19 protein-coding genes are annotated in these 20,646 nt (G+C 65.2%); 8 read left to right on the top strand and 11 right to left on the bottom strand.

All coding sequences use genetic code 11. From position 1 onward, the window contains the following. Positions 1-17: 17 nt before the first annotated feature. The 4 genes from J7U46_RS05670 (at position 18) to J7U46_RS05655 (ending at position 3,657) form a co-directional block, all read left to right on the top strand. Entirely contained in the window at positions 18-518 is a 501-nt protein-coding gene (locus tag J7U46_RS05670; RefSeq protein WP_282823845.1) for an acyltransferase, read from the top strand. Beyond that, positions 515-1,183, top strand: a complete 669-nt coding sequence (locus tag J7U46_RS05665) for a class I SAM-dependent methyltransferase (RefSeq protein ID WP_282823844.1) — start codon at positions 515-517, stop codon at positions 1,181-1,183. Before J7U46_RS05670 ends, J7U46_RS05665 begins: the two co-directional genes overlap by 4 nt. Next, positions 1,180-2,430, top strand: coding sequence for a hypothetical protein (locus J7U46_RS05660; protein WP_282823843.1), 1,251 nt, complete (start codon positions 1,180-1,182; stop codon positions 2,428-2,430). The genes J7U46_RS05665 and J7U46_RS05660 overlap by 4 nt, the downstream gene beginning before the upstream one ends. 63 nt (positions 2,431-2,493) lie before the next feature. After that, positions 2,494-3,657, top strand: coding sequence for a glycosyltransferase (locus J7U46_RS05655; RefSeq protein ID WP_282823842.1), 1,164 nt, complete (start codon positions 2,494-2,496; stop codon positions 3,655-3,657). 33 nt (positions 3,658-3,690) lie between these two features. On the opposite strand, the gene J7U46_RS05650 is transcribed toward J7U46_RS05655, so the two are convergent. The 11 genes from J7U46_RS05650 to J7U46_RS05600 all read right to left on the bottom strand — a co-directional run bounded on the left by J7U46_RS05650 (position 3,691) and on the right by J7U46_RS05600 (position 14,510). Further along, positions 3,691-5,595 (bottom strand): acyltransferase family protein, encoded by a 1,905-nt coding sequence (locus tag J7U46_RS05650; protein WP_282823841.1) that lies wholly within the window; start codon positions 5,593-5,595, stop codon positions 3,691-3,693. A 56-nt stretch (positions 5,596-5,651) separates the two neighbouring features. Then, positions 5,652-8,069, bottom strand: a complete 2,418-nt coding sequence (locus J7U46_RS05645) for a secretin N-terminal domain-containing protein (protein ID WP_282823840.1) — start codon at positions 8,067-8,069, stop codon at positions 5,652-5,654. Further along, a complete protein-coding gene (locus J7U46_RS05640; RefSeq protein WP_282823839.1) occupies positions 8,066-8,590 on the bottom strand; it encodes a hypothetical protein in 525 nt (174 codons plus the stop codon). Before J7U46_RS05640 ends, J7U46_RS05645 begins: the two co-directional genes overlap by 4 nt. Continuing rightward, complete coding sequence (locus tag J7U46_RS05635) at positions 8,587-9,072, bottom strand: hypothetical protein (protein WP_282823838.1); 486 nt, start codon at positions 9,070-9,072, stop codon at positions 8,587-8,589. Before J7U46_RS05635 ends, J7U46_RS05640 begins: the two co-directional genes overlap by 4 nt. A gap of 113 nt (positions 9,073-9,185) precedes the next feature. Beyond that, positions 9,186-10,271 carry a hypothetical protein gene (locus J7U46_RS05630; RefSeq protein WP_282823837.1) on the bottom strand — a complete coding sequence of 362 codons (1,086 nt, stop codon included), beginning with the start codon at positions 10,269-10,271 and terminating at the stop codon, positions 9,186-9,188. Beyond that, positions 10,240-11,253 carry a type II secretion system protein GspK gene (locus tag J7U46_RS05625; protein WP_282823836.1) on the bottom strand — a complete coding sequence of 338 codons (1,014 nt, stop codon included), beginning with the start codon at positions 11,251-11,253 and terminating at the stop codon, positions 10,240-10,242. The genes J7U46_RS05630 and J7U46_RS05625 overlap by 32 nt, the downstream gene beginning before the upstream one ends. Beyond that, positions 11,250-11,975 carry a type II secretion system protein gene (locus tag J7U46_RS05620; protein WP_282823835.1) on the bottom strand — a complete coding sequence of 242 codons (726 nt, stop codon included), beginning with the start codon at positions 11,973-11,975 and terminating at the stop codon, positions 11,250-11,252. Before J7U46_RS05620 ends, J7U46_RS05625 begins: the two co-directional genes overlap by 4 nt. Further along, complete coding sequence (locus J7U46_RS05615; RefSeq protein WP_282823834.1) at positions 11,887-12,321, bottom strand: type II secretion system protein; 435 nt, start codon at positions 12,319-12,321, stop codon at positions 11,887-11,889. Before J7U46_RS05615 ends, J7U46_RS05620 begins: the two co-directional genes overlap by 89 nt. Then, positions 12,318-12,848, bottom strand: coding sequence for a type II secretion system protein (locus tag J7U46_RS05610; protein WP_282824992.1), 531 nt, complete (start codon positions 12,846-12,848; stop codon positions 12,318-12,320). Before J7U46_RS05610 ends, J7U46_RS05615 begins: the two co-directional genes overlap by 4 nt. Continuing rightward, positions 12,835-13,257 (bottom strand): type II secretion system major pseudopilin GspG, encoded by a 423-nt coding sequence (gspG, locus tag J7U46_RS05605; RefSeq protein ID WP_282823833.1) that lies wholly within the window; start codon positions 13,255-13,257, stop codon positions 12,835-12,837. The genes J7U46_RS05610 and gspG overlap by 14 nt, the downstream gene beginning before the upstream one ends. Before the next feature lie 56 nt (positions 13,258-13,313). Further along, positions 13,314-14,510 (bottom strand): type II secretion system F family protein, encoded by a 1,197-nt coding sequence (locus J7U46_RS05600; protein WP_282823832.1) that lies wholly within the window; start codon positions 14,508-14,510, stop codon positions 13,314-13,316. 359 nt (positions 14,511-14,869) lie between these two features. Between J7U46_RS05600 and J7U46_RS05595 the strand changes: the two genes are divergently transcribed. The 4 genes from J7U46_RS05595 to J7U46_RS05580 all read left to right on the top strand — a co-directional run bounded on the left by J7U46_RS05595 (position 14,870) and on the right by J7U46_RS05580 (position 20,615). Beyond that, positions 14,870-16,756: a hypothetical protein gene (locus J7U46_RS05595; RefSeq protein ID WP_282823831.1), complete on the top strand. Its 1,887-nt coding sequence runs from the start codon at positions 14,870-14,872 to the stop codon at positions 16,754-16,756. A gap of 217 nt (positions 16,757-16,973) precedes the next feature. Next, the gene (locus J7U46_RS05590) at positions 16,974-17,636 is read left to right on the top strand and encodes a hypothetical protein (protein WP_282823830.1); all 663 of its coding nucleotides are present in this window, start codon (positions 16,974-16,976) and stop codon (positions 17,634-17,636) included. Positions 17,637-17,716: 80 nt separating this feature from the next. After that, complete coding sequence (locus J7U46_RS05585; RefSeq protein ID WP_282823829.1) at positions 17,717-19,414, top strand: GspE/PulE family protein; 1,698 nt, start codon at positions 17,717-17,719, stop codon at positions 19,412-19,414. A gap of 106 nt (positions 19,415-19,520) precedes the next feature. After that, positions 19,521-20,615, top strand: a complete 1,095-nt coding sequence (locus J7U46_RS05580; protein ID WP_282823828.1) for a glycosyltransferase — start codon at positions 19,521-19,523, stop codon at positions 20,613-20,615. Positions 20,616-20,646: the final 31 nt, after the last annotated feature.

Raw genomic sequence — 20,646 nt, 5'->3', positions numbered from 1 at the left:
GCGGCGAGGCGGCGCGCATGAATTTCCCCCGCCGCTTGCGCGGTCGTACCGGCATCAGCTTCGGCGACCGCGTCCGGGTCGACAGTCACGGCTGGATCGAGGCCATCCATTGCTACGGAGCGCAGCGTTTCCGGCCCCGCATCGCGATTGCGCGCGACGTCGCGATAGGGCGGCATGTGACCATCACGGCCGTGAATGACATCAGCATTGGCGAAGGCTGCCTCCTCAGCGAAGGTGTGTACATTTCCGACCACTTCCACGACGTCATGACGGCGGGGACCAGCCCTCTGGTCGAGCGGCCGCTCGTCGAGCGGGGGGCGGTTCACATCGGGCCGAGATGCTTCATCGGTTTCAGAGCCTGCGTATTGCCTGGCGTCACCTTGGGGGAGGGCTGTGTGGTCGGGGCGCAGGCCGTGGTGACCCGCTCCTTTCCTGCAGGCAGTGTGCTGGCTGGCAGTCCGGCTCGACTGCTGCGCACCCTGTCGATGGAACCCCTGCGAGGCCATCAGAATCCATGATCAATTCATCCATTGCCCCGCAATCAGAGGCCTTTGACGGCTACTACCAGACAGCCCGGCTCGAGTTGCTGGATCTGTTGGGGGAACACGGGCCGCTTCGGGCGCTCGAAATCGGCTGTGGCGCAGGTGCCAATCTGGTGGAGCTGAAGCGGCGCTGGCCCGACTGCACCATGACGGGCCTGGAGTTGCGCCCCGATGCAGCGCAGATTGCGCAGGCCTCGGGCGCGATCGATCTTGTGTTGCAGTCCAACGTTCTGGATGAGCGGCTCTCGCTTGATGAAGGCGGCTTTGACCTGGTGATACTCAGCCATGTGCTCGAGCATTTCGCGCAGCCTGAGTTGGTACTTGAGCGGGCGCAGCGCTGGTTGGCGCCGGGCGGCCGGCTGCTGATCGCGCTGCCCAACGTTCGGCACATCTCGGTCCTGTTGCCGCTGGCTCTGAAGGGGGAGTTCCGCTATCAGGCCTCAGGCATCCTGGACCAGACGCACCTGCGCTTCTTCACCCGGCGCAGTGCCGAGCGCTTCCTGACGGCGCAGGGCCTGCGGCTGTTGCGCACGGCCCCGGAGTTTGGTGGCAGCAAGTCCCGGTGGCTTCAGCGGCTCAGCCTGGGCGCGGCCAGCGATCTGGCGGCCTATGCCTACAACTTCCTGGCGGTTCGGGCATGACGACATCCTGCTGTGTCACCGTGGTCGCCGGCAACTACCTGGCCTATGCAGCGGTTCTGGCTGCCTCGCTCAGGCAGCACGACGAGGCTTGGCAGTTCCAGGTTCTCGTGGTCGAGCGGGCCAGCCCGGGCCTGCGCGCGCTGGCCGCGTCGCTGAATCTGTCGGTGGTCTTCGTGGACGAACTGGGCCTGCCAGATCTGGAACGCCTCGCCTACAAGTACGACATCCTGGAGCTGAGCACGGCGCTCAAGCCCAGCTTCCTCAAGCGGGTGTTCTCCCAGGGGTTTGACCGGGTCGTCTACCTCGATCCCGACATCCGGCTCTACGGCGATCTTGGCCCCGTTCGGGAGGCGCTTGACGGAGCAGCCATCGTGCTCACGCCGCACATCCTCAGCCCCTTGCTGGATGGACGTCGCCCCTCGGAAGTCGATTTCCTTCGCAACGGGGTATTCAATCTCGGCTTCATTGGCCTGGCCAAACATGAGCAGACCTCAGCCATGCTCGACTGGTGGGAGGCCCGATGCCTGGGTTTGGGCTTCAACGATCCGGGCTTCGGCACCTTCGTGGACCAGAAGTGGGCGGACCTGATGCCCGCACTGTTCGAGGCGACGCGGATACTGCGCCACCCTGGCTGCAACGTCGCCTACTGGAATCTTCACGAGCGGCAACTGGCTCGGGCCGCCTCGGGCGTTCTGGTGAATGGCCGCCCGCTGGTCTTTTTCCATTTCAGCGGCGTCGATGCCGCACAGCCTGAGCATCTGTCCAGGCATCAGGATCGATTTGATCTGGTGGCCGGAACGCCGCTCGCGGAGCTGGTGGGCGGTTATTGCGAGGCGCTGCTGGCCGCCGGGCATGCGCAGTTGCGCCAGCACCCCTACAGCTTTGCCTGCCTAGACGACGGTACGCCGATCAGCCCCACGATGCGCCGCGCGCTACTGTGCAGCGTGGGGCAGGGCGAGGCCCAGCCCTTCCGTACTGCCAGTGAGTTCCAGCGTCGCTTGCGTGCCAGCGGCATCGCGCATCGGGGCGATGCAGGCAAGCCCGAGGTCGTGAATACCCGCAACCTGCATCGCCAGGCGGGACGCCAGCGATGGGTGGACCGGTCGGTGCGCTTGCTGGCGCGGCTGTTCGGCCCGGAGCGAACCCTGATGCTTCTGCGCTACGCGGCCGTTCTCACGCGGGAGTCTCATTTCGCCAGCGTGCTGCTGGGTGTTGCCCAGAGCTACGAGCATCGCGAGAAGCGCTAACCCCCGAACGCAGGCCTGCGGCCGGACCGGAAGGCAGCCGGAACGGCCACATACAATGTCCGCTTGCCCCTGAAACCCTTCATGTCCTTTTCAATTCGGCCTCTGCACGTCGGCAAGTTTGTTCCTCCGCCCTACGCTGGCATGGAGACTCATGTCGACACCCTGCTGGATTCGATCAGCGGGCAGTCGCAGGCCACCCTGGTCGCGAGTGAGCCGAGCGCGGGCATGGGGCGTCCGTCTGAGCCCACGGCCTACAAGGTCATCCCGGTGCCCTACTACGCCATGCTGGCGTCGGTGCCAATCTGCCCTGGCATCCTGGGGGTTGTTCGCACTGAACTCGAGTCCGGGCGCTCCAACCTCCTGCACGTGCATGCACCCAATCCCTGGGGCGATCTTGCGGCGATCCGGGCGCCAAAGAGCACGCCGGTGGTCATCACATGGCACAGCGACATCGTGCGCCAGCGTGCATTGCTGAAGCTCTATGGACCTATTCAGCAGCATGCCTTGCGTCGTGCCGATCGCATCGTGGTGTTCACTCCCAAGCATTACGACAGCTCGCAGCAACTCAGGAGCGAGGAACTGCGCCGCAAGGTTCGGACGGTACCCATCGGCATCGACTTCTCCAAGCTCGACGCTGTGGCGCCCGACGCTGAAGCGATGGCATCGTTGAAGCAATGGATCAATGGCCGCGCGGTGGTCCTCAGCGTTGGCCGCCACGTCTACTACAAGGGCTACCAGTACCTTCTGGGAGCGCTGGCACGCCTGCCCAGCGACGTCGCCCTGCTGATGGTGGGCGCGGGGCCGCTGACCGGGGAGCTGGTTCGTTATGCGGAACAGCGCGGGCTTTCCGGGCGTGTCAAGTTCCTGGGTGAGGTGAAGCAACCGGCCTTGGTCGCGGCACTGACCCTTTGCGACGTCTTCTGCCTGCCCTCGATCGAGCAGTCCGAGGCCTTTGGCATCGCCAGCGCGGAAGCCATGGCCTTCGGCAAGCCGACGGTGGTTTGTGAGCTGGGCAATGGCGTCAACTATCTCAACCGCGATGGAGTGACCAGCCTGGTCAGCCCGCCGCGAGACGAGCGGGCACTCAGTGATGCACTCGCTCAGCTGCTGCGTGACGACGGCATGCGGTTGCGAATGGGTCAGGCCGCACGCGAATGGGTGCGCGCCGAGTTCGGCGTTGAGGCCATGCGCGACGGCACGATCGACCTGTATCGCGAACTGCTTTGAGGCTTGGGCCGCTGCGTCCGATCAGGCGAGGCCCTACCTGCCGGCCTGACGCCCGGCCTCCGAATCGATCAGCGCCTTGACCAGTACTACAGAGGCCGGCCCCGTAAGGTGAGCGCTGTCCCAACTGGTCGGCAGGGTCGCGCCGTCTTCACCGATGACGCTGAGGCAGCCCTCCGAATTGCAGAGTGCGTCCAGCGCTGAAAAATAGCTCAGACCCAGTTGTCGGGCCTGGCTCTTCATGAGCCGCTCCGCTGTCATCACACTGGCATCCCGTCCAAGCGGGATGCGGCTGGCTGCTTCGCCTCGCGAATCAAGCGTGGCGGCTGCGAGTCCGGGAAGTCCACCTGGCCAATACGGTACGGGGCCCACGAGGACGATCTGTCTCACGCCCAGGGCGCGCAAGCGGGCCACCGTTTGCGTCAGTTGAATTCTTGGATGCCGGCGCCAGTCGGCCGCCAGCAGAACCCGCTGCGGAGCGAACTGCTCGATGCGCTGCAGCAGGTGGGCATTCGCTGCGGCGCAATCCGGGTGTTGCGCGCTGCGGTAGTTGAGGACCGGCGGGCATCCTGCGGTCGTGATCTGCAGCAGCTCCGCCCATTGCTCGCTGCGAGCTTGCAGGCCGGGCCAGAGGTGGGCGGCATGCGAATCTCCCCACAGCAGCCATCGGTCTTGACCCTTGCCCTCGGCGATGCATCGGCCCATGCGGGAACTCGGGTCCTGAGGGTCCAGGAAGCAGCTGCCAAGGCGGTAGGCCGAGCGGTAGTCGAATTCGAACTGGAGCAAGGCCTTCTGTGCCGGGGTGGCCGGGCGCATCAATCCGTGGTTGAGGTAGCCAAGCGTGGCGGCAATGAGCAGGGGCACGCTGACGAGGGCTGCAATCCGGAATGTCCGCTGCGGCGTCCAGGCAGCGCGCCGGACAGGCATTTCAACCCAGCGTGTCGTCACCAAGCCCAGGCCGACGGCAGCCGTCAAAAGCAGCAGGGTGAGGGGCCAGGCCAGCTCGGCCTGGTCGAACCGAACATGGCCCAGGCTCAGGATGGGTTGATGCCACAGGTAGATGCCGTAGGAGGCCGCGCCCAGCGATGTCAGCGGCCGTATCGACAGAAGGCGGCTCGTTGCTTGCCCCGGAGCCGCGCACAGCAGCAGCAAGCTGGCCCCGAGCACGGACAGCAGCATGAAGGGCAGTGGCCGGTGGGCTTCGGCGTTGTAAAGAACCAGCGTTGCCACGATGAGCAGCAGGCCGACTGCCGCTCCGATCGGCGCAATACGCATCATGCGTAGCCGCCACTCACCTGGTGTGCCCGTTCCTGACAGGGCAACGGCCACCAGGGCGCCTGCCATCAACTCCCAGGCCCGCGTTGGCAGCAGGTAGAAGGTCGGCACGGGCTTGGCTGTCCAGCCCACAACCGACAGCGCGAGTGAGCCGCCGGCAATGAGCGACAGCAACAGCAGGCGCCTTGACCTGGCCCACGAGGCGGTGCCGATCAGCAGCAGGGGGAACAGGAGGTAGAACTGCTCCTCGACACCCAGGCTCCAGGTGTGCAGCAGCGGCAGTACCTCGCCGCCCTGCGAGAAATAGTCGGTCTGCCGCCAGAACCAGAGGTTGGAGCAGAAGCCCAGCACCGCGAGCATCGAGGCCCAGTAGGCGCGCAGCTCGCCCGGTGTCAGCCAGAGGCAGGCGAACAGGGTGGTGGCCATCACGACCAGCAGCAGCCCGGGCAACAGACGGCGCAAGCGGCGCGCATAGAAGCTGCCAAGCCCGAAAACGCCGCCCGACTGGTCGGCCAGGATCATGCCCGTGATCAGGTAGCCACTGATCACGAAGAACACGTCCACGCCCAGGAAGCCGCCGGTGAAGCCGGGAACATCGGCGTGGAACAGCAGCACGGCAAGCACGGCAATGGCCCGCAGGCCATCGATTTCGGGGCGATGCTTCACAGCAGATCCTTGCATGGGCAGCACGGCAGCCGAAGAGGGGCGCCGGTTCCGAACGGCTATTGCTTGGGCTTGCCCAGCAGCTTCTGGATCTCTTCAAGGACCTTGGGGTCCGTGACTACCTTGCCACTCGCCCCGGCCGGGAGTGGCTTGCCAGCAGCCGCAGGCGCTTCGGTCCCAGGTTTGTCCTGGGGCTTGCCAGCTTCGGTGCTGCCGCTGCTGCCCGGCGTTGGCGTAGCGGGCAGGGTCTGCGTGGGACGGCTGGTGATCACGCCATCGTCGACCGGGCCCGGCGCCGTACCGGGCTTCTTTCCTGGCGCAGGCTCCTGCGCTGGCTTGGCGGGCTGGGCCTGCTGCGGCTGCGCCGGGGTGCTGTCGCGCGCTTCCGAGGCCGACGGTGCAGCAATGGGTTCCTTGGCAACCCGCGCCGTCTTCAGGTCCTTGGCCCAATCGCCGAAGGTGGCTTGAATCGCCTGCGTGATTTCCTCCGCCTCGTAGTCATCATTGACGACATAGGGCGTGATCATGACCAGCAGCTCGGTCTGCTTGGCGTTCGCGCTCTGCGAGCGAAACAGGGCACCGATGCCCGGGATGTCCTTGAGCAGCGGCACGCCGGAGGTCGAGTCGCTTTCGTCCTTGGAGATCAGGCCTCCCAGCAACACGGTGGAGCCGTCACGCAGGGAGAGCTTGGTCTCGATGCGCCGGGTGGAGATCGTTGGCGATGCGGAGACGCCGGTCTGCGTCGTGGCCGCCGAGCTGACTTCCTGCGACACCTCGAGGTCCAGCCGGTTGCCGGAATTGATGACCGGGCGCACCTTGAGGATCACGCCGGTCTGCTTGTATTGCACCTGGTTCAGCACGCCGACCTGCTGAGAACTGCCCGCCCCAGGGAAGCCGCTGGTCACACCGGTCGTCTGCTGACTGGTGATGATGGGCACCTCGTTGCCGACCTGGATGGTGGCCGTCTCGCCGTTGCGTGCCAGCACCTTGGGGTTGGAAAGAATGCGCGCCTGAGAATTGGTAGCCAGGGCGTCCAGTGCTCCGAGAACCTGCCCGGCGCCGTTGATGTAGGCGAGATTGAGACCGTTGCCACCAATCTTTGCCGATTGCGTGGGCACGCCCACCCCAGACTTGTTCAAGGTCCATTGCACGCCGAGGCTTTCCAGGGCGCCACGCTGAACTTCGGCGACCACGACCTCGATCATCGCGGACTTGGTCGGCCGGTCGAGGTCGCGCAGCAGGTCCTTGATCTGCTGCTGCTCCTCGGCCGTGCTGCCCTTGAAGATCAGGGTGTTGGTCGCGTTGTTCACGACCACACGTCCATAGGCTCGCTGCGTGGCCGCCCCTGCGGTGCCGGTGGCCTGGGCGCTGCTACCGCCCAGCAATTCGCCCAGCGTCTTGGCAAGCTCCTGCGCGTCGGCGTACTTGACGGGGTAGGTGAACAAGGCATTGGAACTGGCGCCGGTCGGTGCGCGATCCAGCTCCTTGGCCCACTGCTCGACGTGAGTCATCACGGCGTTGGAGCCGGCGAAGACGAGCACGCTCGATATGGCCGGTATCGGCATCACGACGACCGCAGCGCTGCCCGTGCTGCCGCTGTTGGTCACCGCGTAGCCTTGGGCTGTGAGCACCTCAACCAGCCGGTTGGACAGGTCGGTGGCGCTGGCATAGGCAGGGGTGATGCGGCGCGCTATCCGGCCACGCATGCGCGGCTGATCGAATGACTCGATCAGATCCAGTGCGGTGCGCAGGTCGGCCTGCGTGCCCGACAGCAGGAAGGCATTGCGCGCAACGTCCTCCTGCAGGGTCACCTTGGTGCCGAGGATCTGGCGCAGCCACTGCGACATCTCCGCGGGGCGGACGGTATCGAGCTCGACGTACTGGAACGCGGGTCGGAACGGGTCCGAGCCTTCCGGCACCGATTTGCCCAGTTGGACGCGCGTGGACGGATTGCTCGCGTTGGCTTCGGGCGTGACGCGAATCAGCCCGTCGAAGTCGACCACGCTGAGGCCATAGGTGCGCAACAGGCTGGTGGCAACGCTGAGCATGCGGCGCTTGGTCAACGGCCGGGATGTCTTGAAGGTGACCGGGTCCGTGCGCGAGGTGACGGCCGGGTCCAGCGAGTAGGCGCGCTTGAGCACATTGCCGTACAAGATCTGGAGGAACATCGGCAGCGGCGTCTGCTCGATGGCAATCGAGACCTCCTCATCGTCACCCTGGAGCGTACCGCCGGCGGGCTGGGCCTCTTCACGCGAGGGCACGGCGGCAGGTGGCGTCGGCATCGCGGTAATGCCGGTCGAGGTGGCCTGCGCGGCAATCTTGGTGGCGCTCAGGCTGCCATCGGCCTTGGGGCTGTGCTTGAACTCGACCGGCCCCGGAAGACTGCTGGGCTGAATCGCACAGCCACCGAGTAGCAGCGTCAGCAGGCTGGGAACCGCCAGGCGCTTCGGGGCAAGGGGGCGAAGTGGAGATTTCATCTTGACGCAATGTAGGAGAGCACCAGTTCACGACGGCCACGTTTGAGCGTGACATCTTCTTCGGAAATGGCTTCGATGCGGTAGTCGCCGGGCAGTTTGTCGCCGACGCGGAAAAACTCAGGCTCGCTCTTTCCCTCGCGCAGCACGATGAGGCGCCAGGCGCCCCCGGTTGCACTGGCGCCGATCAGCCGCCAGCTTGGCGGGGTCAACGGTGGATCCCTGGGCGCAATGGGCTCGCGCAGGCGGAACTCCCACAAAGGCCAGGTTGCCTTCGCAGCGGCTTCAGCGCCGGCAGGCTGGGGCTGCGCGGGGCGCGCTGCCGCCTTGGGGGCGGAGGCCGAACCCGCGGAAGTCGTGACCGGTTCGGCGCTGCCGGTCGGGCTGCGCGTCGCCAGCAGGTAGCCGCCGGCCGCCGCTGCCGATGCGGCCAGCGCCAGGGCCAGGAGATAGCCGCGGAGCCAACGGCCCTGCACGCCGGTGTCGTCTCCGCTCACTGCGTCTTCATTCATGGTGCCGGTCATGACTTGGTCGGTGGCCGCATGACCAGTCGTTCAACGTCCATCTCGAAGCTGTTGCCCTTGACCACGACCCCGTTGACCTTCCATTGCATGCTGGTATCGGTGGCGAAGCCCTGGTACAGAGCCTGGACCTCGTCTGTCTTGAAGCTGCCTTGCAGGATGGCCCTTGCCCTTGCTACGCCCAGCGCGGCGAGCTCGTCGCCGGCCTTGCCCTGCTGGCTGGCTGAAAGATTGGCCGAGCCCGTCTGCTCCGCCAGCCTGATGGTGCAGCTGAGGTGGGCGAGCTCACATTTCTGGCGCAGGTCGTACACCAGCTTGGCCCGCACCATCTGGTCGCTATCACCGTTGAGCAAGCGCGCCTGCAATTGCTGCCTGGCGGCCTCCAGCAGCCTGGCCTCTTCCTTGCGCGCGCTGATCTCGACGGCCGATCCGCGCTGCACGCGCGCGGCGGCAGCCTGCTGTTGAAGTTCAAGCGGTTCCGTCATCAGCCGCAACTCATCGGCGCCTACCCACAGGCAGATGGCTGCAGCCAGGGCGATCAGGCGCCAAAGACCCGCCCCCGAATTCGGCGTTGCGGTGGATTCGTGCATGCTCGAAATCACTTGATTGGGGTGCGCGCTGGCTCGCGCGCCTCGGGGGGTGGGGACAGCAGGGCCATGAAGCCGGGCGCCTGGAAGTTGAAGGTTGCTTGCGACAGGTCGACGTTATCGCGCAACTGCACGTCGTTGACGCCCGGTATCGCGGTGAGTCCCGAGAGCAGTCTGGGCAGATCGATCTCACCACCCGCCGAGCGAGCCGCGACCCGCACCTCCTGGCCCCGAATCTCGAGCTCGGAGATCACCACGCCGTTCTGCTCCAGAACCAGCCCTAGCTTGTCCAGCAGCGTGTCCAGGCGAATGCCCGCGCCTTGCTTGGAATAGCTGTCTATCCAGTGGGAATCCGTCGAGTTCGACTTGCTCAGCGACAGCAGGTTGCCCAGCTTCCTGTCGGCTTCTTCGGCCTGGCTTTCCAGCTCGGCCACCTGACGCACCATGCCCAGGTAATTGCCACCTCGGAATGCGGCATACGTGGTTGTCAAAAGCAGGGCCAGGCCGCAAAGCATCGATCCGAACTTCTGCGCATCGATGCTGCGCGTGATCTGTTCCGCAGTGGCACCCGCCAGGCCCGCCCCGCCCAGAAGCTCTCTTGCCCAAGGGCGCAACTGCAGGGGCGGGTCGGACTCGGGCGAGCTTGGCTTCTGAGCCGGCGCCCAAGTGGACCCGACGATGGCGCCGTTCGAGATCGTGAGACGGTCCGTGCCGGCGCTGCTTTGGACCTCGTGCACACCGTCGCTCACAGGCGGCTTTGTCAGCAGTGGCTCGACGATGCGCTTGAAATCCTTGTCCCCCAGGCCTGCCGCGTGGAGTGCGTCGGACACCTCGGTCTCGTCCCAGAACCAGAGCATCAGTTGTGAGCCGACGACCGCAGCGTTGCAGCCATAGCGCGCGAAAGGCGCCAGGCGGGCAGCCTGCGTGCGTGCGAACTTCGAGCGCTCATGCCAGGCGAGCCCTGTACAGGGCACGGACTCGAACACGCACAGGCTGCGCGACAGTATCAGCGTGGGCCGCCAGGTCTTGCGCGGCAGCGGTGACAGGCGCGCGCCTTCCTGGGCGTCAGTTCGCAAACGGTAGGCGAGATGCAGCATCTAGGTTGGTACGGTCACGTTCCGGAATTCGAAAATCAACGGCGGGCATGCGTGCGCCCGGGCGGGGCCTGTCGGCCAATCTGCTCGGATAACGCAATTCGTGAATACGCCAGGGGCCGCCGTTGCGCTGAGGTGTCAGCTCCAGCTCGTACTCGAGCGTCCATTCTACCGAAGCCTTCTCGTGATGAACCCGCAGGACTTCCCCTGCAAACCCGCCGCCGACGATGTTGAAGGGGTTGGACGGATCCGCGCCCTCGGTCTGGATTTCCAGGCTGGGCAGGCCGTCGGCACGGGCGTTGACCAAGGCCCGTGCTGAGGCCTCAGTCAAGCCATCGGCCAGCAGCAATTCGTAGGGCGACGTGTTGCGATTGGCAAAGCTGTCGCCGCGGACGGTGACGAAGTTGTCGCATCCGGCAGCGTTCCAGCGCGGCCTGATCTCCGCGAACCCGAACACCCGCCACAGCTCGTCGCGGCTGAGCAGTTCGGCATTCCTGGGCGCGACGAGGTCGCGGCTTCGGTATTCGAAAGTCTCGGCACCGTTGATCCGTTTCAGCGAATCGGCATCCACATAGTCGGCCAGCGCGTCGGCCAGCGACTGAGCCTGGGCTTCGCTGGCTCCGCAGCGCTGCAGCAGTTTCAGTAGGCGCTGTGCATTCGGGCGATTCAGGTTGACCAGCCCGCGCGTGTCCTGCAGGGTCACCCACTCCGTGTCCGAGACCTGCGTGAGGCGGCCGTCGACGAACAGTCGGCCACGCTCGCTGTCCAGGGAGCTGCGCTGAGGCGCGGCCGTCGATGCAATAACGGCGATCCGGCTGCTGGTGCTGATGAAGGCCTGTTCGGCTGACAGGCGGTCGCGCAACAGTCGCACATTCAGTGCCATATTGCGGGTCAGCGTGGCGACAGAAACGGCGATCACGGCAAGGCCTGCCAGGACCCAGAGCACGATGACCAGGGCGAAGCCGCGCCTCTTGCGTGCGTTCACTTCTGGAACTCCCAGATTGGCTTGGCCGGCCCTTCCTGCTTGGCGGTCTCGCCCTGGAATCCGTACCAGATCAGCACCTCACCGCTTTGCGGGTTGCGGATCAACATGGCTCTGGGTAGCACCTCGGCATCGACCCCGACGGTCGGCCCGGCCGGCCATTGCCCCAGCGTCTGGCCGGCGCGGTTGACGAAGGCGAACTCGGCGGCGCCGTCAAAGCGGGCAACGACCTGGTTGCTGCGGCCGCCTGCATCGAGTCGCAATTCGGTGAGTGGCTGCTGCCCTGTGCTCGAGCTCACGCCGATATCCGGCTGGATGCGCGTCAGGCTGAGGCCGAACTCAGCGACCCCAACGGACTGCGAATCGATGCCTAGCGTGCTGAAACCCTTGATCCGGTCGCTAGTGCCTGTCAGCGGGGGGGTGTTTGTTTCAAATGGGGCCGTCAGGTTCGCAAGCATGTTCGACAGGGACCAACCCGCTGCCCAGCGTCCATGCAGGGCGCTGGATGAGGCCTGCGACGCGCGGACGATCTGGGTGACCTGATTGACGGCCTGGGAGACCAGGGTCATCAGCAGGCCGAGAATCATCATGGCTACCAGCAGCTCGACCAGGGTCATGCCGCGAGCGCGCGAGCGCCTACTTGAAGGGCATGTCACGCCGGACCTCCGTGGTCTGTCGCCAGCCGGCGAGGTACAGCGTCTGCCGCGTAGGTGCCGCGCGCTCATGCGCCATCAGGACCTCGACCTTGTAGAGCTGGACAACGTAGTTGCCTGTTCCGCCCGCTGCGCGGCGCACCGGCGCTTCCACGCCTTCCGGCTGAGACTGCCAGCTCAGTTTCACGCCCTTCAAGCCAATGCTTCCGCTGGGGTTGGACATGGGGTTCAGGCCGCGCAGGAACTCCATCGCGCTCAGTTCGCCAAACAACTGCTGCTGCTCGACGTTGAGTCTGGCCAGCCGGCTCGCCGTCTGGCTGACCCAGTCGAACAGGACGACCGCGCTGGTGCTGAAGATCACCATGGCGGCCAGCACTTCGATCAGGCTGATGCCGGCCTGACGGCGAGCTTTGATCATCGCTGACGTCCTGTGCCCGATGTGGCGGGCGCGCTCGGGTCAGGTGCCCAGTTGATCCGGCAAATCGGCCCGTTGATGCTGACCACCAAGCGGGCTTCATGGGAGGTCTTCAGCGCCACGAGGCCGGGTTCGCAAAGCCCGTCCGCCCGGAAGACGGCGGGCGAAATCCGGGAGATGGACCAACCGGCAGGCAGGCTGACCTGGGCGCGCGTCTGGCCCAGCGGCGTGGGGCGCAGTGCTATTGCATCGCCCGGTGAAAAGCTGGTGGCGTCAAGCTGCAGCGTCCGCTTGCTGGCGCCTGCGGAAAAGGCGGCGGCCTGCAATGCCTCGACCACGGCACTGGCTTCCGACTGCGCGAGCAAGGAATCATGCCAGCGCTGCATGGCTGGCAAGGTGACACTGGTGATCATGCCAAGCAGCACCATGACCACGACGATTTCCAGCAAGGTGAAGCCCGCCTGGGCCGTGTTGGCGGCCGCTAGGGGCCAGGGGCTCGAGCGAAAGCGTGCCTGTTCAAAGAGACACATCGGCATTGATGCCTTCGCCACCTTCCTTGCCGTCGGCTCCCAGGGACATGATGGTGTAGGGCTGCCCCGCTTCGCCAGGGACCTTGTAGATGTAAGGCCTGCCCCAGGGGTCCAGGGGGAGTTTGCCGGTGAGGTAGGGGCCTCGCCAGAGAGAGCGCTGCGGTTCATTGGCCGGTGGCTCGACCAGCAGGTTCAGCCCTTCGCTGGCGGTCGGCAGCATGCCGATATCAATCTGCAATATGCCCAGGGATGTCGACAGCGACTTGATCTGCGTCTTGGCGGTCTGCACCTTTGACGTGTCAACCCGGCTGAACAGGCGCGGCCCGACGATGCCGGCCAGCAGGCCGATGATGACCATCACCACGAGCATCTCGATCAGCGTGAAGCCGCTGGTGCGCTGGCGGCGCAAGGCGGCAGTGAGACGGGCGCGTGCGGCGGAATTGGAGTTCGGGTAGGAGAGATGCATCAGAGCACGTTGGTGAGGCTTGTAATGGCAAGCATGACGGAGATCATGATACCGCCCAGCACTATGGAGATCGCGAGGATGGTGATCGGCTCCAGCAGCACCAGAAAGCGCTTCAGACGCAACTGGCTCTGGTTGGTGTGGATGCGGGCGAGCGAGGTCACCGTCTGCGGCAGTGAGCCCGCGCGCTCGCCCACGCGAATCAGATTCAGGCCGGCGGCATCGAGCAGGGTGTGGTCGGCCAGGGCCTGGCTGAGTGCCTTGCCGCCCCTGACATCGGCAAGCGCCAGTGCGGCCTGTGCCCGCATGCTGCGGTGTCGCAGCGTCTCGTTTGCCTGGGCCAGGGCCATCAACAGTGGCACCTTGCTGGTCAGAAGTACGGCAAACAGGGACGACCAGCGCGACAGCTCGGCGTGCAGGGTCCATGGGCCGAGCACGGGCATCCGCCCGGCCTGCTCCCAGGCCCAGTCGCGCATGTGTTTCTGCCGGGCGGCCCAGGCGAACCCGAACACCAGGGCAGCCAGTGCCAAGCCGACCAGGACCTGATGCTGTGTGAGCCACATGCCGGTGCCCAGCACCCAGCGGCTCAGGGCGGGCAGTTCGGCCTTGGGGTTGTCCAGGATGGAGGCGAAGCGGGGCACGACGAACACAAACATCACCAGCGTCGAGAGGATCCCGCTGCCCACCAGCACCATCGGGTAGAGCATGGCATTGCGCGCCTCTTGCTGGAACTTTTGCTCGGCCTCGAGATGGGTGGCTGCCGACCTGAGCGCGGCGGCGAGCTTCCCGGTGGCCTCACCCGACCGTATCAGCTGCACCGCGAACTCGGGCAGCTTCAGTCCGCTGCTCTCCAGCGCCTGCGAGAACGCCATGCCGCTGCGAATGCTCCGCAGCGCCCGCGTCAGCGGATGGCTCTCGGCCTGCGACTGCGCCAGCGTGGCCACCGCCTCGGCAAGCGGCACGCCGGCGTCGAGGAGCGTGGCGAGCTCGTCGACCAGCCGGACCAGTGCCGCCGCGTTGAGCTTGACACCGGCGGGCGACGCGCCATGAGTGCTCTTGTTGCCCGCAGCCTTCACCGAGACGACCTGCAGTTGCATGCCCTGCAGCTGCTCGACCGCGGCTTGCTCTTGCGGGGCGCGCAAACTGCCCGTGCGGCGCTGGCCATTCGAATCTAGGGCGACGTAGCGAAATTCCTGCATGGGTCAGGTGGTGGCGCTGCAAAAACTTGGAGAGGGGCGCAATGGTAAGGCCTGCCCGATACTCCCAGGCGGCGGCCAGGTGGCCCCTGGCCTGTTGTCGTTGTGCAACGATGCCCCGGTTGAAAGCCAGAAATTTGCAGGACAAACCCGCAGAATGGGCCCGGCCTAGGGTTCGCTCCTTGAATTTTTTGCACTGTGGCTTGCCGGCTCCCAAAAATCTGGCATAGACTCGCCGCCGACAACGCACTCATCAATCAACTACTCCGTGTAGATTGAAGGCGGCTGTTGAAAGCGGTAGAGCTCACCGAGTGGGGGGGCACCGTTGTTTAACCAAACATGAGGTTCATCTAATGAAGCCAATGAAGAAACTGCAAGTTGCCGTCGCTGTGACCGGTCTGTTTGCTGCTACCGGTTCCGTGATGGCTGCGTCCATCAGCCAGTCGGGCGTGACGATTGCTCGGGAAGTGATTTCCAAGACCAACAACGCCCAGAAGCTGCGCGCTCCGTCGGTCACGTTCAACTACGACAACGGCCCCACCGCCAACGCCGCTTCGAGCCAGGACTTCAACGTCACGCTGCAACTGGGCGGCGCTGGTACCCCGACCTGGGACGCGACCCAACTGCCGACGCACAAGTCGATCTCGGCTAACCGTCGCAACAACGGCGGCACCAACGTGATCATCACGGCCGCTGGCGGCACCGCTGGTGGTGCATCGGGTCTGGAACTGCTGGGCGTTGACGTCGTCACGGCCAACACGCTGCGTTATCGCTTCCGCCTGGTGAACAACACTGCGGCGTCGGTGAACCTGGGCGACCTGCAGATCGCTTTCAACACGGTCAACCCGCTTGACGCTCCTGCTGCCACCGACTACGCCCAAGTCACGACTCTGAGCAACTCGATCAATGCGATCGTCGGCTCGACCATCGGCACCGGCGGCACCTCCACCGGCGCTTGCGGTAACGAAGACACCAGCATCACCGTCACGGCCCGCAACTACATCGGCTCCGGCGATGGCGTGATCGGCGAGTCCACCGCTGCTGGCGTGCTGAACAACGGCTACATCCTGTTTGCTCAAGCCCTGAACATCCAGGTCGGCAAGGGCGTGGCGGTCAACCGCTCGACCAACCCCAACCTGTCGAACAACGTTCTGACGACCGACGCCGCTGGCTTCGGTACCACGACCGTGATGCCCTTGGGCTTCGTGAAGTTCACGAACAAGGCTGGCCTGGACGCTTGGGATACCTCGATCGCTGGCAAGTACTACAAGTTCCGCGACAGCGGCAACGCTGCTGACGCTGGTGAACTGCCGGCTGCCGTGGCCCTGAATACCGATGGTGACATCGACCTGCCGGACACCGGCACCGCCCTGCAAGTCAAGATCCCCTCGACGGTTGGCTTCGCTTCCGGCTCCGTGTTCTCGATCACCAACAACCCGTACTGCACGACCGGTGCATCCGGTGCTGCTGGCACGAGCTCGGGTGCCAATGGCGCCGTGACCTACTCGGCTGACGGCTTGCTGGCTACCGTGACTTTCACGGCTGCCAACCTGTCGGCTGCAGCCAACAACGTCGTCACGACGCTGCTGGGCTCGACCGGTGCTACCGGCGCGGCTCCTGGCTACGTTGCCACGACCGACCGTTACTACGTCTGCATGACCGTGCCCGGCAATGCGCTGATCCCGAACTCGGCCTTCAATGGCGTGACCGCCACGCTGCTGAAGCAAACGACGTCGGACGAGCAGGCCAACGTGTCGTGCCCGGGCGACTTCGCCAGCCTGGGTGGCGGCATCAAGATCGACGTGCGCAACTACCTGCCGTACAACGGCGCGACGACCGAATGGACCAGCTTCGTTCGTATCATCAACAACAGCGAAACCACCACCGCAGACCTGACCGGCCAGTACATCCGTGCTGACGGCAAGTACGGCCTGTGGGGCTCGCTGGGTAGCCTGCCGGCCCGTGGCGCCAAGTACTTCAGCGCCAAGGAAATCTCGGACGCACTGGTGAACGCTTCGACCGAAGCCGGCGCCGACAACACCGGCCCTGGCGGCATCAACGGCAACAATACGCGTCTGCGTATCTCGTCGGCTGCTGCCTCGACCCTGCGCGTGCAGAACTACTTCTACAACAACCGTACCGGTCAGTTGCTGGAAGCTTCGAGCGCCCAAGGTGCTGACTTCGTGAACATCGAAGCTTCGAGCCGCGACCACATCGACCAAGATGCGCAAACCGGTATCAAGAAGTAATCGATAGCTCATGTTTGGTTTGGAAAGGGGGGCTTCGGCCCCCCTTTTTTATTGCCTGTCTGTTTTGAGCTGAACCCCGGTTAGGTATGCCACCCGCTCGCTTTCAAGGCGCGGATGCGCGGCCTCAATCCGCATCGGGTGCCGTGGTGTAATAAGCGCCTATTCATGCAGTTGCAGGGTCATGCCCTGCCCGGACAAAGGTGCCCCTGGCGTGAGAATGAATGTTTTGCTGACTCGCCGAGCGCTGCTGCGAGTGCTTCGACGTGCCTTGCTGCTTGGCTTGATGCCGGGCTTCGCGGTTGCCCAGGTTCTGCCGCCGGCGGTGGCGACCGCCAGCAATGTGGATGGCGTGTATTCGGCCCTGGGCGCGCTCAAACCTGAGGCCTCGGGACATCTCAGCCTTGATCTTCCGGAACTGGCGGTTGCCGGACCGGTCAAGGCGCGCGTGTCCAGCGAGCTGCCCGGCACGGTCTGGCTGCTTCTGCTGCGGGGCCGCAGTGGGGCGGCCGCTCAGGGGGGGGCGGCGGCTGAACCGGCCCTGCTGGCCGCGCTCCCGTTCAAGGCGGGTGAAGCGGCGCAAGGAGAGCTTGAAATTCAGCTGAACAAGACTGAGAGCTTCACCCTCATGGCGCAGGTACGCGGGCGCTGGTTCGTGACCCATCGGCAGGTCAAGGTCGGCCTGCCACCGGCGAAGGCACGCGCCGCCAAGAGCGATGCAGCGGCGCGGGTTGCCCAGGCAACCAAGCCGGACCCGGCAAGCACCGCTGCGCCGGCATCGCCTGCGCCTGCGGATGCCGCCCAACCATCAGCCGCAGCACCAACTGCTGCACCAGCTGCTGCGCCAGCCGCCGCATCGGCTGTCGCGTCGGCACCGCGCTGACGCCTCATATTTTTGCCTCGCCTATGTCCGTAGATTCCCCCGTGCAGTCCCCGAATCAAGCAAGCCTTGGTGCTGCAGCAATGCCGGCACGACCGGACGGCGAGTTGCTTCTTCAATCATTGCTGTCCTCAGGGCTTGTTTCCAGCGAGGCGGCAGAACGCGCCAGGGTGCTCGGTCGAGAGGCCGGCCTCAGCCTTGCGCAGGCGATGCTGCGGCTGAACGCTATTGCGGAGTTGCCGCTCTATCAGGCGCTGTCCGCTGCGGCAGGCATGCCCCTGTTGGATGAAGAGCCCTGGGAGCCGGCGCGGCTGGCCCAAGGCATGACCTCGGCGGTCGAGGCGCTCGGTTTGTCGAGGGCCTGGCTGGAGCTCAAGGGGGCGCTGGTGATCCGCTCGACCGCTGCGAGCGGGGAGGGGTGGCTGGTCGCGCTGCGGGATCTGCCGCAGGATGAAGTGCGCGAGGTATTCAATCGGAAGGCCCGAGCGCTGGCCGTACCTTTCGAATGGCGCTTGATACTGCCTTCCCAGTACGAACAAGTGCTGCGCAGCAAGAGCCTGGGTGACGAAACTTCGGTGGGCGGCGACGACCTGCGGGCCCTGCGTGAACTGGCCGAGGAAGGGCCGACCGTCGAGCTGGTCAATGGCGTGCTGTCGCAGGCAGTGACGCAGCGTGCCTCCGACGTGCATTTCGAACCAGGTGAGCACGAGTTCGTGGTGCGCGTGCGGGTTGACGGCGACATGCTCGAGCAGGCCCGCTACGGGAGGGACCGTTTTGATGCGGTTGCCTGTCGCTTGAAGATACTGTCCAGTCTCGATATTGCCGAGCGGCGCCTTCCGCAGGATGGCCGCATCAGTGCCAGGGTCAACGGCGAGAGTTTCGACATCCGCGTCTCGGTCTTGCCTGGCGCTACAGGCGAGTCCATCGTGCTGCGACTGCTGCGCCAGGAACGCAAGCCCACCCGGCTTCAGGACCTGGGCATGACACCTGCGCATGCGCGCATGTTCGAGTCCTGGAGCAGCATGCCTAACGGCATCGTGCTGGTGACAGGGCCGACCGGCTCCGGCAAGAGCACGACCCTCTATACCGCTCTCGAGCTGGCCAACGACCGCAGCAAGAAGATCATCACCGTCGAGGATCCGGTCGAATACAAGATCAAGGGCATCACGCAGCTGCAGGTCAATGCCGACATCGGCTTCACTTTTGCAGCCGCACTGCGTTCGATTCTTCGGCACGACCCGGACACGATCTTGCTGGGGGAAATTCGCGACGAGGAAACGGCACGGATCGCCATTCAATCGGCGCTGACGGGGCACCTGGTGCTGTCGACGCTGCACACGAACAGCGCCATCGGCGCCATCACCCGGCTGGCGGACATGGGCATCGAGCCGTTCCTGTTGGCAGCGAGTATTCGCGGGCTGATGGCTCAGCGCCTGGTGCGACGTCTTTGTGAACACTGCGCGCTCCCCGATGAGCAGCCGGACGAGGCGCTGAGGGCATTGCTGGCCCGCACCGGGCTGGCTGAAGGGGCAAAACCTCGACGGCCCGTGGGATGCGTGCAATGCGCGGGCACCGGGTATCTGGGGCGGCTGGCGGTGTACGACTTGATCGAGGTCTCGCCCCAGCTGGCCCACCTGATCGCTCAGGGTGAGCCTGAATCAGCGCTGCTCGCAGCGCTGGGCCGAGGCGGAGAGGATGGCCTGTTGGTCAGCGGCATCGAGATGGTGGCGCGAGGACAGTCAACGCTGGCCGAGGTTCTGCGCGCAAGCGGCGGCGCCTAGGGGCACGGTCGACTGTGGTTGCAGCAGGTTGCGCCGGCCTGGGCGGCAACCGAAAGGGCCCCTGTCGTCCAAGGAGGCTGCACGACCCTCGGCAGAGATATTGCAAATGAAGTTACTGATCGCGATCAACAGCCTCGCCACCGGCGGCGCGGAAAAGCTGTTGCTGGACTCGATTCCCGAGTACATCCGGCGGGGCGTCGAGGTCGATCTGCTGCTGCTCGACGGCACGGACTCGGCCTTTCTGGGTGAGCTCAAGCTGCGCGCTCCGCATTGCCGAGTGATCTCTCTGGGGCATGGCAGTTGCTACCGACCCTGGCTCGTGCTGCAGATCGTGCCCATCCTGCGTCGGTACGACATCGTCAACGTCCATTTGTTCCCGGCCTTGTACTGGGTCGCCTTGGCCAAGTTGCTGAGCCGTTCGGCGACGAAGCTGGTCTACACCGAGCACAGCACCTCGAACAAGCGGCGCAACGGACGGCTGCTGGGGGCAATCGACCGCTTCATCTATCGCCGGTACGACCGGGTGATCTGCATTTCCACCAGCGTGAAGGACGCACTGCGCCAGCACCTACGGTCGGGTGATGCAAAGCTGGTCACCATTCCGAATGGTGTGGACCTGGGCCAGCTGCATCGCGCTCAGCCCTTTGCCGCCGCAGAGCTCCCGCTGCTGGCTGCCGGCAAGCGGTTGCTGCTCCAGGTTTCCAGCTTCATCTATCCCAAGGACCAGGCCACGCTGATTCGGGCGCTGCCCCTGCTGGCGGAATCGGTCGAGCTGGTGCTGGTTGGCGTCGGAGCGATGCAGGACGAATGCAGGCAACTGGCCATGCAGCTCGGGGTTGCCCATCGCGTGCATTTCCTGGGCGTGCGTCTGGATGTCCCGCGTTTGCTCAAGTCCGTCGACGTCGTGATCCTGTCGTCGCGGCATGAGGGGCTTTCGCTGTCCTCCATCGAGGGCCTGGCCTCGGGCAAGCCGTTTGTGGCGTCGGATGTGCCGGGGCTGGCGGACATCGTGGCCGGGGCCGGCGTCCTGTTCCCGCAGGGCGATGAGCGTGCCTTGGCGCAGGCCATCACGGCGCTGCTGGATGACGACGTTCACCGAGCGGCCGTGGTCGCGGCTTGTGTCGAGCGCTCGCGCCCCTATGGCATCGATGCGATGCTGGAGCAGCACCTCGCCCTGTACGCCATGGCCGCAGATTGGTGACCGGACGGCCTGTCCGTTGCGCCAGCAAGCC

The organism is Pelomonas sp. V22 (assembly GCF_030014915.1).
Classification (GTDB): domain Bacteria; phylum Pseudomonadota; class Gammaproteobacteria; order Burkholderiales; family Burkholderiaceae_C; genus JAUASW01.
Note: the sequence above shows the minus strand (reverse complement) of the source record. Positions and strands in the feature narration are given on the sequence as shown.

Bases quoted from the DNA above. Each gene is read 5' to 3' on its own strand.
- J7U46_RS05600 (WP_282823832.1), bottom strand. From the start codon at position 14,510: ATGCAGGAATTTCGCTACGTCGCCCTAGATTCGAATGGCCAGCGCCGC.
- J7U46_RS05620 (WP_282823835.1), bottom strand. From the start codon at position 11,975: ATGAGCGCGCGGCACCTACGCGGCAGACGCTGTACCTCGCCGGCTGGC.
- J7U46_RS05630 (WP_282823837.1), bottom strand. From the start codon at position 10,271: ATGCTGCATCTCGCCTACCGTTTGCGAACTGACGCCCAGGAAGGCGCG.
- J7U46_RS05585 (WP_282823829.1), top strand. From the start codon at position 17,717: ATGCCGGCACGACCGGACGGCGAGTTGCTTCTTCAATCATTGCTGTCC.
- J7U46_RS05670 (WP_282823845.1), top strand. From the start codon at position 18: ATGAATTTCCCCCGCCGCTTGCGCGGTCGTACCGGCATCAGCTTCGGC.
- J7U46_RS05640 (WP_282823839.1), bottom strand. From the start codon at position 8,590: ATGACCGGCACCATGAATGAAGACGCAGTGAGCGGAGACGACACCGGC.
- J7U46_RS05665 (WP_282823844.1), top strand. From the start codon at position 515: ATGATCAATTCATCCATTGCCCCGCAATCAGAGGCCTTTGACGGCTAC.
- J7U46_RS05635 (WP_282823838.1), bottom strand. From the start codon at position 9,072: ATGACGGAACCGCTTGAACTTCAACAGCAGGCTGCCGCCGCGCGCGTG.
- J7U46_RS05645 (WP_282823840.1), bottom strand. From the start codon at position 8,069: ATGAAATCTCCACTTCGCCCCCTTGCCCCGAAGCGCCTGGCGGTTCCC.
- J7U46_RS05610 (WP_282824992.1), bottom strand. From the start codon at position 12,848: ATGTGTCTCTTTGAACAGGCACGCTTTCGCTCGAGCCCCTGGCCCCTA.
- J7U46_RS05590 (WP_282823830.1), top strand. From the start codon at position 16,974: ATGAATGTTTTGCTGACTCGCCGAGCGCTGCTGCGAGTGCTTCGACGT.
- J7U46_RS05615 (WP_282823834.1), bottom strand. From the start codon at position 12,321: ATGATCAAAGCTCGCCGTCAGGCCGGCATCAGCCTGATCGAAGTGCTG.
- J7U46_RS05660 (WP_282823843.1), top strand. From the start codon at position 1,180: ATGACGACATCCTGCTGTGTCACCGTGGTCGCCGGCAACTACCTGGCC.
- J7U46_RS05580 (WP_282823828.1), top strand. From the start codon at position 19,521: ATGAAGTTACTGATCGCGATCAACAGCCTCGCCACCGGCGGCGCGGAA.
- J7U46_RS05595 (WP_282823831.1), top strand. From the start codon at position 14,870: ATGAAGAAACTGCAAGTTGCCGTCGCTGTGACCGGTCTGTTTGCTGCT.